The organism is Ruegeria sp. C10 (assembly GCF_056537805.1).
The window spans coordinates 468,035-481,030 of the sequence record NZ_JBQFSC010000003.1 but is presented as its reverse complement, the minus strand read 5'-3'; the positions used below and the strand labels follow the sequence as shown (position 1 = coordinate 481,030).

Below are 12,996 nucleotides of genomic sequence, written 5' to 3'. Positions count from 1 at the left end.
CCCAATCAAAAACCTCAGATGCCCCCAGTCTCTCCCGAGCGTCTCCGCAGCTTCCACCGCGTCCCAGCACCTCAGCAGCGCCGGTGAAGGGCGTTCTATGCCTTACGCATTCAACGCGCAAGTGGAAAATTCAAGAATATCGCAAAAAACTTCAAATTCATTTTTTAAGCAATAGTTTCAAATAGTTGAGCGGCACTCACCTCATAGAAATCGGCGAAAATCATCCTTCAAGCACACCAGATATACCGCCTAGGTTTCAGTGCTTGTTGGTTCAAACCCAACATATAGTGAGAACACTACAGTCACCCACAAGACCATACCGACTCGACGGCAATCAGCGATTCATTTCCAATCCCGGAATCGCACCCGATATCGGCGCCGCCAGGCGCAATGCAAGTTGGCCTTACAGGGCCTTGCGCATTGTCTATGGATAGGCTCAGGTCTTTTCAAAGCAAACCCGATACGCCTGTGACCTTGATATGACGAATGACATTAAGTTTCCCTTGCTGCGAACCGTTGGATTTGACGGTCTGTTGGTGACCTTTGCGCAAACCATGTCCGAGCCGTCCAACCGCGCCGCCCTGGCGTTTCGGGGCGCAGTCGAGGCGCAGCAGATTGACGGCGTGCTTGAGACTTCGGCCTCGCTGGCATCTGCATTTATAAGGTTTGATCCATTAAGCCTGTCGCATCATGACATCGAAGAGTTGCTGCGGGCTATGCTGGTCAGTCGCGATTGGTACGCTGCACCTTTGCCTGCGGGGCGACGATTCTGGAAAGTGCCGACGGTCTACGGTTCCGATCTTGCGCCACAGCTAGAAGACGCGGCATTGGCAGCAGGGTTGTCACCAGCGGACGCTATTGATCGTCTCAGCCAATCGCGTGTGCGGGTTTTAACCATCGGATTTGCGCCGGGCCAACCTTATCTCGGGCCACTCGGACCCGAATTCAACATTCCACGCCTGAAAGAGCTGACGCCGATGGTACCTGAAGGGGCCTTGGTTTTGGCAATTTCGCAATTTGTCCTGTTCTCGGGGCCAACCCCAACCGGATGGCGTCATGTTGGACAAACCGCGTTTCGTTGCTTTCGTCCGGACATGGAGAAAAGTTTTGCCCTCAACCCCGGTGATGAGATGCAGTTCATCTCAGTCTCGCGCGAGGAGCTTGAGGATATCCGTACAACCTGCACTGATGGCTCTGGTGGTGCGAGTTGCGAGGAGATCACGACATGACGCTGATCGTCCATCGCATCGGCCCAGCTTGCACGGTTCAGGATCAAGGGCGCACCGGGTATCTGGATCAAGGCCTGTCGCGTTCGGGTGCCGCAGATATAGCGGCGCTTTATGAAGGGGCCGCGTTGCTTGGTAACACCCCAACGAGCGCCGCCCTCGAAATGGCGGGGATGGGTGGTGAGTTTGAGGCAACCGCACCAACCGCCATCGCGGTGACCGGCGCACCGATGCAGGCCAGTATCGATGGCAGCCCCGTCTTGTGGAATGCCTCGCATCAGATGGAGGCTGGGCAGCGGCTGGTAGTCGGGTCGGTGCTGCAGGGCAGTTACGGGTATCTGAATCTGGGTGGCGGGATCGGGACCGACATGACTCTGGGCTCACGCGCGGCCCATCTGACCGCAAGGATCGGGCGCGCCGTTCAAGCGGGTGATCACCTGCCTTCGACGGAAACCGGCAAGACCGGCCTGAAACTGCGTTCGGAGGATCGGTTTTCGGGTGGGACGTTGCGGGTTGTGGCCAGCTTTCAAACCGCACTGTTCGATGACGAGACGCTGGCACGGTTTACGCAAACGACATTCCGCCGCGGTGCCCGAGCCAACCGGATGGGCATGCAGCTGGATAGCGACGGTAACGGCTTCGCGGCAAAGGGTCAGTTGAACATACTGTCCGAAGTCATAACTCCCGGCGATATACAGATGACCGGCACCGGTGCGCCCTTCATCCTACTGCCCGAGTGCCAGACCACCGGAGGTTATCCGCGCATCGCAACCGTTCTGCCCTGTGATCTGCCCCGCGCTGCACAGACCCCGGCGGGAGGCGAGGTGCGCTTCGAATTCGTAACACTGGAACAAGCCATCACGCTGCAAGCCGCATTTAAGGCCGACCTTGCCCGCCTGCCCGCCCGTGTTGAACCATTGGTCCGCGATCCGCATGACATCCCGGACCTCCTGTCCTACCAACTGATCAGCGGAATGATCTCTGCCACCGAATAAGGAGTTATTGCGATGCCGAGCGTCGATCTGAATGCCGATATGGGCGAAAGCTTTGGCCCGTGGAAGATGGGTGATGATGAAAGCCTTCTGAAGATCATCACCTCGGCCAATATTGCCTGTGGCTTTCATGCGGGTGACCCTGATGTGATGGCCAAGACCATGGCTCTGGCAGCCCAGAACGGTGTGGGCATCGGTGCGCATCCCGGTTTTCCTGATCTGCAGGGATTTGGGCGTCGAAACATGAAAGTGCCCCATGACAGTTTGCGCAATCTGGTACGCTATCAACTGGGATCGGCAATCGGCATGGCCAAGGCGGTGGGCACTGAAGTACGGCACCTGAAATTGCACGGGGCGCTGGCCAACATGTGTTCGGTCGATATCGATATGGCGCGGGCCTGTTATCAGGGTGCATTGGACGTGGACCCGGACATCATCATCATGGTGCTGGCGGTCACCAAACAAGAAGAAGCGGTGCGCGAGCTGGGCTGCAAATGGGTGGGCGAGATTTTTGCCGACCGTGCCTATAACGACGATGGCACTTTGGTGGATCGGTCACTGCCGGGAGCCGTGATCCATGATCCGGCGCTGGCCGGACCACGTATTCTGGAAATGGTGAAGGAAGGCGCCATCATCACCAAATCCGGCAAACGCCTTGAGACCTCAATCGATACGATCTGCCTGCATGGTGATGGCCCGACGGCAGTTCAGATCGCGCTCTCGGTGCGCGAGAACCTGATCGCGGGCGGAGTCGAGGTCACAAAATTCATCCGTTAGAGCGTCATGTTATTTACCTGAAACTGCGCTTATCCTTGATCGATCATTCGCCTGCTCGGATATATCTCAGCTTCAATGGCCGTGTTTAGATGCACAAGCATGGTATTTCATTCAGAAAGTGCGTTCTTACTTGCCCCCGCGAACATGGCTACTAATGTTGACCAACATTCCCTGAATGTCCCGGATGCATTAAATCTTCGATCGAGGTGGCGGTGAAAACAGTTGGATTTCTGTGGCTTGGCAATGAACTGCCATGGTTCAACAAAGTCGCGATCAAAACATTTCAGGAAATCGGGCATCCCGTAGAACTGTTCTGCGAGGAGTCGCTGCGCGAAACCGAGAGCGACCTTCCGCTCCGAGACTATCGGGAGGTTTTGGATTCGCAGATTCTGACCAAGCTTGGCACGACTCCTCGTGTGGCATCCGACATATTCAGGCTCATTCTAATGCGGGACACTAATTATATCTGGGCAGATTGCGATTGCGTGGCGCTTCAGCCCCTGCCGGATACGGATATCATTCTTGCCAGGACGGACGCGGAATCGAAGCTATTGAACAACAATGTTCTGCGAGTCCCCTCGGAGTCTCAGGAATTGTCAGAACTGCTTGAGATTGCTCTGGACCCCGAGGCTATTCCCGATTGGGTTCCACCGCGCCGCGCCAAAAAGGCAAGACAATTCTCTGGCCGCGAACGCCGCGAAATTGTGACCAGCAGACAGACTACATTCGGGCCCGATCTTCTTAATCATGTTTTCCAGAAATCCGATAATATCGATAAAGCCTTCAGCCACGAGGTTTTCAATCCGATTGGGAACACCAAAGGCTACATGCTTTTCTCTGAAGGGATATCGATAGGCGACGTATCGACTCCCAAAACCTGTGTGACGCATTTCTATCAGGCCAATGTGAGACGTTTCTTTCACGCAAACGGACCACAGAAAGGCACAGTTCTTGGCGACTTAGCCTTCAAGTACGGGATTACTGCCGATTAGGCGTGCCCGACCCGAAGTTCACATTCGCACGTGTAAACCAAGCATTCCATCTGATGCTTCTCTGAACAGGCTGTTGCCCAAGCAAAGCTTTGCGCCTAGCATCGCGGCAAGTGCATGATCTGACTACCACAAATCCAAGCAACGCGCCGCAAGGAGGTGAGCCTATGTCTTTTGATCTGATGTCCTACCAGCCAAGGGGCGACAAGAAGAACTCGGACTTCTTCACCGAATATCTTCCCAGGATTTACGAGCGCCGCATCAGCTCGGGCATTGCGGATCAAGTCGGTGCGATGCGGGCCATTGTCATTCAGGTCGAGACAGATGCGCTGTTTGACACGCTGGTCGAGCTTTATGTGATGACCCCCTATCGCCACACCGCCAGCTATTTGGGACAGACACACAAGTTCTCGGTGATGCATTCACATGCCGATTATCCTGCGCTGATCCTGATGGCTCCGCTCAGCCCGGCATTCGAGGATTTCATCCCGCGTATCAATCGTATGTACCCGCTAGCGCGCGGTAAGCCGCAGACGCGATATGTAGGTGAGATTTACGGTGCCACCGACCTGAAGGCGCTGACTGGAACGCTGGAGGATCAGAATATTCGGTTCGAATATTCTGGGGACACCGAAAATCCGTTCTACACGCTGGAAGGATACCGCTTTACGACGCCATCGGATTTCACGTGCAATCGCGTCGGCTATTCCACGCTGGATTTCAACGACACAGACAGTCTGGGACTGGGTGACCGTGTGCTGTTGAGTGATGCGGAACAGGTCAAGCTGGATCAGGCCGCCGCTTTTGGGACCGAAAGCAATATCTCACCACTGATGCTGGGGATCGACCATCTGGCGACACGCATTCTGGCCGGGGAACGTGAGGACGCAATCCTCGAATTTCTGACCATGGTGCCTTATTACTTCTGGGGGGCGTACAACATCTTCGACATGAACTCGTCGACCAATGTGAATCGCAATGCCAATGTGGATGACGACAAGAAATCCCCTGCCAAAGTCTTTACTGCAAACAACACGCCTTCATTCGTGAACTCTTTCGAGCAATTGCCGATGCCAACCGAGGATTTCGTGCGTAATTTCGGACGACGCTTGCACCACATGGCGGTTGAAATCCAGGACGGCGACCATGGCGCGGGTGAGAAAAATGTCGATTTCGTGGTCAACACTCTTAAAGACAAGGGCGTTCCGTTCCTGGCCCATGTGGTCGGGGAATGCAAAGATGATCCGAACCTGAAACAGATCTTCTCAAAGCACTCGAAACACACGCTGCTGATCACCGAATACATCGAACGTTGTCATCACTACGACGGTTTCTTCACCAAGGATAACGTTGCAGCCTTAACTGCGGCGGCCGGGCAAGATGAACAGTATAAGCACGGCCACGTCTTCGATTGATTTGCCATAAAAAATGGGCTGCGAGATCATCGCAGCCCAGGCCCATCCAGGAGAGAATGCCGGGTCTTATGACGGCCCGATCATGAAACACGTGACATTGCGCGCCTGTAACCGACGACAGGCCAGATCAGCCTGCTCGCGGGTCATGCCCTGAAATGTCGCGTCAAACCCACGCGAGCTTTGGTTCACCTTACGCAAAGTGCCTTCCAAAGTGGTCATTTCCGACAGCGCAGTTTTCAACAGAACCTTCTCGGCCTCATACCGTGTGGTGTAGCGGCCAACATTGACGCCCCAAAGGTGACCGCCGGATGTGGACAAGCGGGTCACAACTTCGGGTTCAGGCTCGGGCTGTTTGGCCGATTCGACCGAGGCCAGCACCACGTTTTCGGAAGGCTTGGCGCCATCCGACGGTGCTATGTCTGCTGCTGCAATCGCAGCAGCGATACCGTCCTGAATCCGGGTGTTGTCTTTTTCAGCCGTTGCGGCGACCGACCCCGCGACCTGAACCGTTTCGCTCGCCACCGGGCGCAACACCGGGCGCAGGCTCTTTTTCGGCGGGCCCGCTTGGGCGACCACTTGTGCGCTACCCAGACCTGCATTCCCTGCATAGGCCGGGCGGGCGGGCTTACGGATTGGCGCACGCGAGGGGGCACGGCGGAAACCCATATCCAAAAGCTCGGCCACCCGGGCGTTGCGCGATGCACCTGATTTGCCACCGAAGACGGTCGCGATGATACGTTCATCCTTGCGCTTGGCCGAAGCAACCAGATTAAACCCTGCAGCGCGGGTATAGCCGGTCTTGATCCCATCGGCGCCCCGATAGGCTGCCAAAAGGCGGCGGTTGGTGTTCGGTACAGTCTTGATCCCGGCATTCGTCGATTGGCGCGAGAACAGATTGTAGTACTGCGGGTAATCATACAGCAGATGACGGCCCAGCGTGGTCATATCCCGCGCGGTCGACAAATGCCCCGACTCGGTCAAACCATGGGCATTCTTGAAGGTGGTCCGGCTCATCCCCATCGCTTTGGCGGTGCGGGTCATGCGACGAGCAAACGCCGCCTCGGACCCGCTGAGGGCGATGCCGATCGCGGTTGCCGCGTCATTGGCGGATTTCACCGCCGCCGCCCGGATCAGATAGCGAAACGCGATTCGCTGCCCAGTGCGCAAACCCAGCTTCGAGGGCGGCTCAGCCGCTGCAGCCTTGGTGATGCGCACCTGAGTGTCCAACGTGATCTCACCATTCCGCACGGCCTCAAACGCAATATACAGCGTCATCATCTTGGTCAGAGATGCCGGATGCAACCGCGTGTCGGCATTGCGGGAATGCAGCACTTCTCCGGTGCGTGCGTCGATCACCATGGCCGCGTAAGGGGCCGCCATGCCCTGAAGTGGTGCAAATGAAAGCAGCCACAGAAATGCTATAAGTAATAAGCCCATTCGGGCCGGAACTGTCCGCCGAATCTGCACGATCTTTGCCTCTGTCTGCCTCGCGCCGCCGGGTTTTCCCGGTCAGCAATTTTTATTTTGATATTCCTCAGGCTAACACAGGGACGGGTTTAAAGAAACTGAAAGCTGCGTTTGAGTGGATCATATGCACGATCAGATTCACGCTACATATGGTGCTTCATGCGCGCCCGGACACCATACCGGCGATTGTGCCGAATTTCAGGCAAGCCGTGTCATCGAATTTTTTGTGACTGATGTCAAACGGCAACAGGTCAGGAAATCTGATCAATCAAAGCTGAAAGATCACCCAAATCCTTCAACTCGCGGAACCGTGGGTTGGAAGTTGGGACCTCGGCCTGCTCGACCTCCCATACCAACCCGTGCGGGACATGCACGCCCCAGCACCCGGCTTCGATTGGGGCCACCACGTCAGAACGCATCGAGTTTCCGATCATCATCGAAGCGTCGGGTCCATCACCGTACTGGTCAAAAATCATCGCATAGGTCGCCGCCGTTTTTTCACTCAAGATCTCGACGCCATCGAACAGCTCACCCAATCCGGATTGCGCCAGCTTACGCTCCTGATCGATCAGGTCGCCCTTGGTGATCAGCAGAACCTTATGCGTCTCGGCCACCGCCTCGATGGCCTCGCGCGCATGGGGGAGCAGTTCGATGGGATGTGCCAGCATCTCCTGCCCCGCTTCAACAAGTTGGCGGATGACGCGCGCCGGTACGCGATCTTCCGTCACCTCAATCGCTGTCTCGATCATCGACAGGGTAAAGCCCTTGATGCCATACCCATAGTGCTGGATGTTGCGCTTTTCGGCGGCAAGTAGACGTTCCATCAGGTGATCGTGATCGGCGTGATCGGCGAGCAATTCGGCAAAATATGCCTGAGTCAGCTGGAAGAAACGCTCGTTATGCCAAAGGGTATCGTCTGCATCGAACCCGATTGTTGTCAGCTTGTCCCGCATCGCATTTCCGTCCGGTTGCTCTTTCCTCTGGCCACCGTGACGTTATATAAGCCGGGAAACAATTCGTAGTGTAAATCGAGATTCTCTTACAGCAATGCGCAAACACCAGTGGATCATGTCTGAAAAAGACAACGAGGACGACGACACGTCTGTCCTGGTGCAAACGCGCCCCAAGACCAAGCGGCCTCCGCTGTATAAGGTGCTGTTGTTGAATGACGATTACACGCCGATGGAGTTCGTGGTGCATGTGCTGGAACGGTTCTTCGGCATGACCCATGCGCAGGCGTTCGAAATCATGCTGACGGTGCACAAGAAAGGCGTCGCCGTGGTTGGCGTGTTCAGCCATGAGATTGCCGAGACCAAGGTCGGGCAAGTGATGGATTTCGCGCGCAGGCATCAGCACCCGCTGCAATGCACCATGGAACGCGAAGAATAACGCGCGGCCATGTCTCCTCGCCTTGATCTAGCCCTGAACAGCGGGCTCAGCCTGTCGCAGCCGCTGACTGTGTTGGCACCAACCCCGGACCACGATCTGTCGAACCTGCCGCACGAGGCGCAGGTGGTGCAGCCGTTCAAACCGTTCCACGATCATTTTGCCGCGCAGGGCTTTGTGGCAACGCCTGACAGTGACGCGCCCTGCCAGGATGCAGTCGTCATTCTGCCGCGCGCCAAGGCGCTGGCCCGGGCGTTGGTTCATCAGGCTTGCAGCCGCGCCAGCGGGATCATTGTGGTGGACGGGGCCAAAACCGATGGCGTCGACAGTTTGCTGAAAGACATCCGCAAGCGCGTAGCAATCAACGGGCCGATTTCGAAAGCGCATGGCAAGATTTTCTGGTTTCAGTCTGATGCGGATGCCTTTGCCGACTGGGCTGCGCCTGAAAACCAAATGGTTGACGGATTCCATACCGCGCCCGGTGTGTTCTCCGCCGATGGTGTCGATCCTGCCTCGGCCCTGCTGCTGAAATCTCTGCCAACCAAGCGCGGCGCGCGCATCGCTGATCTGGGCGCAGGCTGGGGGTTTCTGTCCGCCAAACTGATCGACGACACCTTGCACAGTCTGCACTTGGTTGAGGCCGACCACACCGCCCTCACCTGTGCCCGCGCCAATGTCACTGACCCCCGCGCGCAGTTCCATTGGGCCGACGCCACCACCTGGACCGCGCCCGAGCCGCTGGACATGGTGATCATGAATCCGCCCTTTCACACCTCGCGCAGCGCCGACCCGACATTGGGCCAGGGCTTTATCACCAGTGCTGCACGCAACCTCACCCGCAACGGTCAACTCTGGATGGTCGCCAATCGCCACCTGCCTTACGAGGCAACGCTGGCCGAGGCTTTCGCCCGTGTTGACGAAGTGGCAGGAGACAACCGCTTCAAGGTGTTCCATGCCTCTCGCCCTCGGGGCTGAGGCCCGCTAACCTGCGCCAGAACTCAGGAGGATTCGCATGTCCTTTTCCATCGCGGGCAAGACCGCAATCGTCACCGGGGGTGCCAACGGCATCGGACTGGCCATCGGACGGCACTTTGCCGATGCAGGCGCCAATGTCATGTTCGCCGATATGGATGAAAAGCGCCTGTCCGATGAGCTGGGCGAACAGGCGGATGACAGCAACATCCGTTATTTCGCCGGTGACCTGCGTGAAAAGTTGACCATCGCCAATCTGCTTTCGGCCACGCTGGATGCGTTTGATCAGGTTGATATCCTGATCAATGGTGCGCGGCAGGTGATCCCGTCGGACCCGCTGGACACCGATGACGATTCCGTGCGCACATTGCTGAACCAGAACCTGATGCCCGCGCTGCGACTGAGCCAACTAGTGGCTAAGCGATTTATCAAACAGGCTGATGGAGACGATGAGAACCCTGCCGGGTCAATCATCAACCTGTCCTCGATTGCCGCACGCCGCACCCATCCCGATCTGATGGCCTATTCCGTTTCGACCGCTGCGCTGGATCAGATGACCCGTTCGTTGGCGGTTGCACTTGCGCCCAGCCGCATTCGCGTAAACTCCATCGCACTAGGATCGGTCATGAGCGCTTCATTGCAGTCAACGCTGAAAGAAAACCGAGATTTCCGGGACGACATCGAAAAACATACTCCGCTTTCCCGGATTGCCGCTCCGAACGAACTGGTCGAAACCGCGCAATTTCTCGCGTCGGACGCTGCGGGCTTCATGACAGGCCAAATTCTAACCATTGACGGAGGCCGCACCCTGCTGGACCCTGTCGCAGCCCCGGCCCACTGATCCCAATGATCGATAAAGAAAAAGCCACCGCCTCTGCCTGGTTCCGCCAGTTGCGAGATGACATCGTAACCGCCTTCGAAGCGTTGGAAGACAGCCACACCTCAGGCCCCTTCTCGGATTCTCAGCCGGGAAGGTTCGAAGTCAAAGAAACTAAACGGCAGTCTGACGATGGCTCCGACGCGGGCGGCGGGCTGATGTCGGTGATGCGCGGGGGCCGCGTGTTCGAGAAGGTGGGCGTCAATGTCTCAACCGTCTTTGGTACGCTGGGTGAGCGCGCGCAAAACGCGATGGCCGCACGCAAGGGTATTCCGGGGATGAAGGACGACCCTCGGTTCTGGGCTTCGGGCATCAGCCTTGTGGCCCATATGCAGAACCCGCATGTGCCTGCGGTCCATATGAACACCCGGATGTTCTGGACTCCACATGCCTGGTGGTTCGGCGGCGGCTCCGACCTGAATCCCTGCATCGAATATGACGACGACACTGCCCATTTCCACGCCACCCAAAAAGCGCATCTCGACCCGCACGGACCCAGCCACTACCCGCGTCTCAAAGATTGGGCTGACGAGTATTTTTATATCCCCCACCGAAAGCGCGCTCGGGGTGTCGGCGGGATCTTCATGGATGACTATTGCACCGGCGACTGGCAGGCGGATTTTGCGCTGACGCAGGACATCGGTCGCGCCTTCCTGCCCGCCTTTCTGCCTCTGGTCGAAATACGCCGGGTGCAAAGCTTTGACGACGCGGACAAAAACACCCAGCTGGTGCATCGTGGGCTCTATGCCGAATACAATCTGGTCTATGACCGGGGCACCAAGTTTGGTCTGGAAACCGGGCACGACCCCGATGCTGTTCTGATGAGTCTGCCGCCCTTGGCCAAATGGGTCTGACCGCTAAAACCCCATATCGATGGAATTATCAAAGCAGTAGTTTTGCGCCGAAGCGGCGGACAGGTTCTCACCCACCCTGTTGACGGTCAAAGAATATCCCGGATTGGTATCCGCGCCGGGCGGTGGAGTTAGCGAAAACTGCACTGTGCGAACACCTTTCTCGTAAGCTTTGGAAACATAAATCCGCTGCGAGTTTGAAACTCCCAATGTGCGAACTGCATAATCCCCAATTCCACACCAATAGGTGACCGCAGCCGAGGACCCGCCGACGGGCTTCACTTCGTAGGTTCCATCCTTTAGCGGCGTGATCTGGGTTCTGAACTGCGGTCTTAGTTTATAGCCAAAACCAACGCCCTGAGACTGCGCAATGGTGGGGGCCAGTATGATGGCTGTCAAAGAGAGGCATGTAAGAAAACGCATATAAAACACCCTATAAAAAACGCGATCACGGCTGAGACGACGTGGGACCAACCAGCCTATACGAATCAATATAGTCAAACCGGGCCTCAGGTCTAACTCAACCCGTAACACATCAGCTTGAGTGAAAATTCTTTCTTTGAATATGTGGTGCGCTATGATCTCTGCATCAGCAGTTTCCAGAGTGGCCCGTGGAAAAGTCATTTCCCAAAGACTGGTTCGATCTTTCCGGTGAAAAATACGCCGACTTCGGTGCGTTATTTTATCTGGCTGCCCTGACCAAAACGCATCGTAACCGCAGTTTGGCACAGGTTCTCTATGCGTTCGAAACGCCGCTGAGATTGGGCCAGTATCACATCTTCCGCCAAAACGGCTTTCCGCGCGGATTCGTGACATTTGCCGGTCTCAGCCCGGAAGCCGAATATCGCTATGCGGTGAAGGAAGAGCCGCTGAGAGATGTCGATTTCGCCAGTGGCTCATCCTTCTGGATCATCGATATGGTGGCACCCTTCGGCCAAACTCGTCAGATCGTCGACATGCTGAAACGGGACATCCCGCACCCACGCGTGCGCACCAATCGCCTCAGCAGCGACCTATCCACAAAACGTATCGTCGAATGGACACGCGATGACCAGCAACAGGTGCATATGCGCCTTTACCGCGATGCCGAATTCGCCAGAACGCTCGAGCAGGAAAACGGATGACTTCGGTTGTAACCATATCGGGCGATATCACGGGCGACGTGACCGGCTTTCCTCCGAATGTCGCCTCGGGTGACCTCGATGTCACCGCAACATCGGATTTCGGGACCTTCACCGGGGCCACCTGGGCAATCTCCGATCAACCGGATTTCGGCACCGCCTCAATAGATGCGAACGGTACGTGGACCTACACCGTCGACCCGGCCTTCTTCGATAGCCTCGATGACGGAGAAATCCAATTGGACTCGTTCGAGGTGACGGTCACCGCCAATTTCGCCAATGGTTTCTTCACCTTCAGTGGAACCCAGACCCAGATCATTGATATCACTATCGAAGGCGTTTGCTATACCGCAGGCACTCTGATTGAAACGGCGGAAGGCCAGCGCGCCATTGAGACCCTGCGCGTGGATGACGACGTGTTGACTGCCGATCACGGAATACAGCCGATCCGCTGGATCGAAAGCAGCACCATGTCGCCCGAGCGGTTGCGCGCAAATCCTGCGATGCGCCCGGTGCGTGTGACCGCAGGCAGTCTGGGACCCGGTGTTCCATCCCGCGATTTGCTGGTGTCTCAACAGCATCGCCTCCTGATCCGCGGCCCCAAGGTCGAGATGCTGTTTGGCGCGCCCGAAGTGTTGGTCGCCGCCAAACATCTGTGCTCGTGGCCGGGAATAGATATTGATACCGGTGATGAGCCGGTCGAATACCTGCATATCCTGCTTGACAGGCACGAGATTTTGTTTGCCGAAGGAGCTCAGGCCGAAAGCCTGTTTCTGGGTGAAGAAACCCTCCACACGCTGTCTTCTGACGCGCTCCAGGAACTCGCCGAGATATTCCCCGAGCGCGCCTCGGACGAACATATCGGCTTCGGCCTTGCTGCGCGGCTGATCCTGCGCGAACATGAGGCGCGTGCGCTTGCCTAG

The 12,996-nt window shown here is 56.7% G+C and carries 14 protein-coding genes; 11 read left to right on the top strand and 3 right to left on the bottom strand.

Going from position 1 to position 12,996, the window contains the following annotated elements; translation table 11 throughout:
* The first annotated feature begins 479 nt into the window (after positions 1-479).
* The 5 genes from ACR0DE_RS16285 to ACR0DE_RS16265 all read left to right on the top strand — a co-directional run bounded on the left by ACR0DE_RS16285 (position 480) and on the right by ACR0DE_RS16265 (position 5,399).
* Positions 480-1,229, top strand: coding sequence for a 5-oxoprolinase subunit B family protein (locus ACR0DE_RS16285; RefSeq protein ID WP_480754269.1), 750 nt, complete (start codon positions 480-482; stop codon positions 1,227-1,229).
* Positions 1,226-2,221 (top strand): 5-oxoprolinase subunit C family protein, encoded by a 996-nt coding sequence (locus ACR0DE_RS16280; protein WP_480754267.1) that lies wholly within the window; start codon positions 1,226-1,228, stop codon positions 2,219-2,221. Before ACR0DE_RS16285 ends, ACR0DE_RS16280 begins: the two co-directional genes overlap by 4 nt.
* 12 nt (positions 2,222-2,233) lie before the next feature.
* Positions 2,234-2,995, top strand: coding sequence for a LamB/YcsF family protein (locus ACR0DE_RS16275; protein ID WP_480754265.1), 762 nt, complete (start codon positions 2,234-2,236; stop codon positions 2,993-2,995).
* Positions 2,996-3,201: 206 nt separating this feature from the next.
* Positions 3,202-3,987, top strand: coding sequence for a hypothetical protein (locus ACR0DE_RS16270; protein WP_480754263.1), 786 nt, complete (start codon positions 3,202-3,204; stop codon positions 3,985-3,987).
* Positions 3,988-4,151: 164 nt separating this feature from the next.
* The gene (locus tag ACR0DE_RS16265; RefSeq protein ID WP_170514121.1) at positions 4,152-5,399 is read left to right on the top strand and encodes a hypothetical protein; all 1,248 of its coding nucleotides are present in this window, start codon (positions 4,152-4,154) and stop codon (positions 5,397-5,399) included.
* A 66-nt stretch (positions 5,400-5,465) separates the two neighbouring features.
* Here the strand turns inward: ACR0DE_RS16265 and ACR0DE_RS16260 are convergent, their stop codons facing one another.
* Together ACR0DE_RS16260 and ACR0DE_RS16255 are read right to left on the bottom strand one after the other, a co-directional pair.
* Positions 5,466-6,836 carry a D-alanyl-D-alanine carboxypeptidase family protein gene (locus ACR0DE_RS16260; RefSeq protein ID WP_480754260.1) on the bottom strand — a complete coding sequence of 457 codons (1,371 nt, stop codon included), beginning with the start codon at positions 6,834-6,836 and terminating at the stop codon, positions 5,466-5,468.
* 281 nt (positions 6,837-7,117) lie between these two features.
* Positions 7,118-7,819 carry an HAD family hydrolase gene (locus ACR0DE_RS16255; protein ID WP_480754258.1) on the bottom strand — a complete coding sequence of 234 codons (702 nt, stop codon included), beginning with the start codon at positions 7,817-7,819 and terminating at the stop codon, positions 7,118-7,120.
* Between the two features lie 115 nt (positions 7,820-7,934).
* On the opposite strand from ACR0DE_RS16255, the gene clpS reads away from it, so the two are divergent.
* From clpS to hemF, 4 genes are read left to right on the top strand one after another with little or no spacing between them, the layout of a single operon-like run.
* The gene (gene clpS, locus ACR0DE_RS16250; RefSeq protein WP_480754256.1) at positions 7,935-8,255 is read left to right on the top strand and encodes an ATP-dependent Clp protease adapter ClpS; all 321 of its coding nucleotides are present in this window, start codon (positions 7,935-7,937) and stop codon (positions 8,253-8,255) included.
* A gap of 9 nt (positions 8,256-8,264) precedes the next feature.
* Positions 8,265-9,227, top strand: coding sequence for a class I SAM-dependent methyltransferase (locus ACR0DE_RS16245; protein ID WP_480754254.1), 963 nt, complete (start codon positions 8,265-8,267; stop codon positions 9,225-9,227).
* Positions 9,228-9,264: 37 nt separating this feature from the next.
* Positions 9,265-10,065: an SDR family NAD(P)-dependent oxidoreductase gene (locus tag ACR0DE_RS16240; protein WP_170408883.1), complete on the top strand. Its 801-nt coding sequence runs from the start codon at positions 9,265-9,267 to the stop codon at positions 10,063-10,065.
* Between the two features lie 5 nt (positions 10,066-10,070).
* Positions 10,071-10,955 carry an oxygen-dependent coproporphyrinogen oxidase gene (gene hemF, locus ACR0DE_RS16235; protein WP_480754251.1) on the top strand — a complete coding sequence of 295 codons (885 nt, stop codon included), beginning with the start codon at positions 10,071-10,073 and terminating at the stop codon, positions 10,953-10,955.
* Positions 10,956-10,958: 3 nt separating this feature from the next.
* Here the strand turns inward: hemF and ACR0DE_RS16230 are convergent, their stop codons facing one another.
* A complete protein-coding gene (locus ACR0DE_RS16230) occupies positions 10,959-11,375 on the bottom strand; it encodes a hypothetical protein (protein ID WP_170396038.1) in 417 nt (138 codons plus the stop codon).
* A gap of 188 nt (positions 11,376-11,563) precedes the next feature.
* Between ACR0DE_RS16230 and ACR0DE_RS16225 the strand changes: the two genes are divergently transcribed.
* Together ACR0DE_RS16225 and ACR0DE_RS16220 are read left to right on the top strand one after the other, a co-directional pair.
* The gene (locus ACR0DE_RS16225) at positions 11,564-12,076 is read left to right on the top strand and encodes a toxin-activating lysine-acyltransferase (protein ID WP_170408881.1); all 513 of its coding nucleotides are present in this window, start codon (positions 11,564-11,566) and stop codon (positions 12,074-12,076) included.
* Positions 12,073-12,996 (top strand): Hint domain-containing protein, encoded by a 924-nt coding sequence (locus ACR0DE_RS16220; protein WP_480754249.1) that lies wholly within the window; start codon positions 12,073-12,075, stop codon positions 12,994-12,996. Before ACR0DE_RS16225 ends, ACR0DE_RS16220 begins: the two co-directional genes overlap by 4 nt.

Bases quoted from the DNA above. Each gene is read 5' to 3' on its own strand.
- ACR0DE_RS16265 (WP_170514121.1), top strand. From the start codon at position 4,152: ATGTCTTTTGATCTGATGTCCTACCAGCCAAGGGGCGACAAGAAGAAC.
- ACR0DE_RS16285 (WP_480754269.1), top strand. From the start codon at position 480: ATGACGAATGACATTAAGTTTCCCTTGCTGCGAACCGTTGGATTTGAC.
- clpS (WP_480754256.1), top strand. From the start codon at position 7,935: ATGTCTGAAAAAGACAACGAGGACGACGACACGTCTGTCCTGGTGCAA.
- ACR0DE_RS16260 (WP_480754260.1), bottom strand. From the start codon at position 6,836: ATGGGCTTATTACTTATAGCATTTCTGTGGCTGCTTTCATTTGCACCA.
- ACR0DE_RS16240 (WP_170408883.1), top strand. From the start codon at position 9,265: ATGTCCTTTTCCATCGCGGGCAAGACCGCAATCGTCACCGGGGGTGCC.
- ACR0DE_RS16245 (WP_480754254.1), top strand. From the start codon at position 8,265: ATGTCTCCTCGCCTTGATCTAGCCCTGAACAGCGGGCTCAGCCTGTCG.
- ACR0DE_RS16255 (WP_480754258.1), bottom strand. From the start codon at position 7,819: ATGCGGGACAAGCTGACAACAATCGGGTTCGATGCAGACGATACCCTT.
- ACR0DE_RS16220 (WP_480754249.1), top strand. From the start codon at position 12,073: ATGACTTCGGTTGTAACCATATCGGGCGATATCACGGGCGACGTGACC.
- ACR0DE_RS16280 (WP_480754267.1), top strand. From the start codon at position 1,226: ATGACGCTGATCGTCCATCGCATCGGCCCAGCTTGCACGGTTCAGGAT.
- ACR0DE_RS16275 (WP_480754265.1), top strand. From the start codon at position 2,234: ATGCCGAGCGTCGATCTGAATGCCGATATGGGCGAAAGCTTTGGCCCG.
- ACR0DE_RS16230 (WP_170396038.1), bottom strand. From the start codon at position 11,375: ATGCGTTTTCTTACATGCCTCTCTTTGACAGCCATCATACTGGCCCCC.
- hemF (WP_480754251.1), top strand. From the start codon at position 10,071: ATGATCGATAAAGAAAAAGCCACCGCCTCTGCCTGGTTCCGCCAGTTG.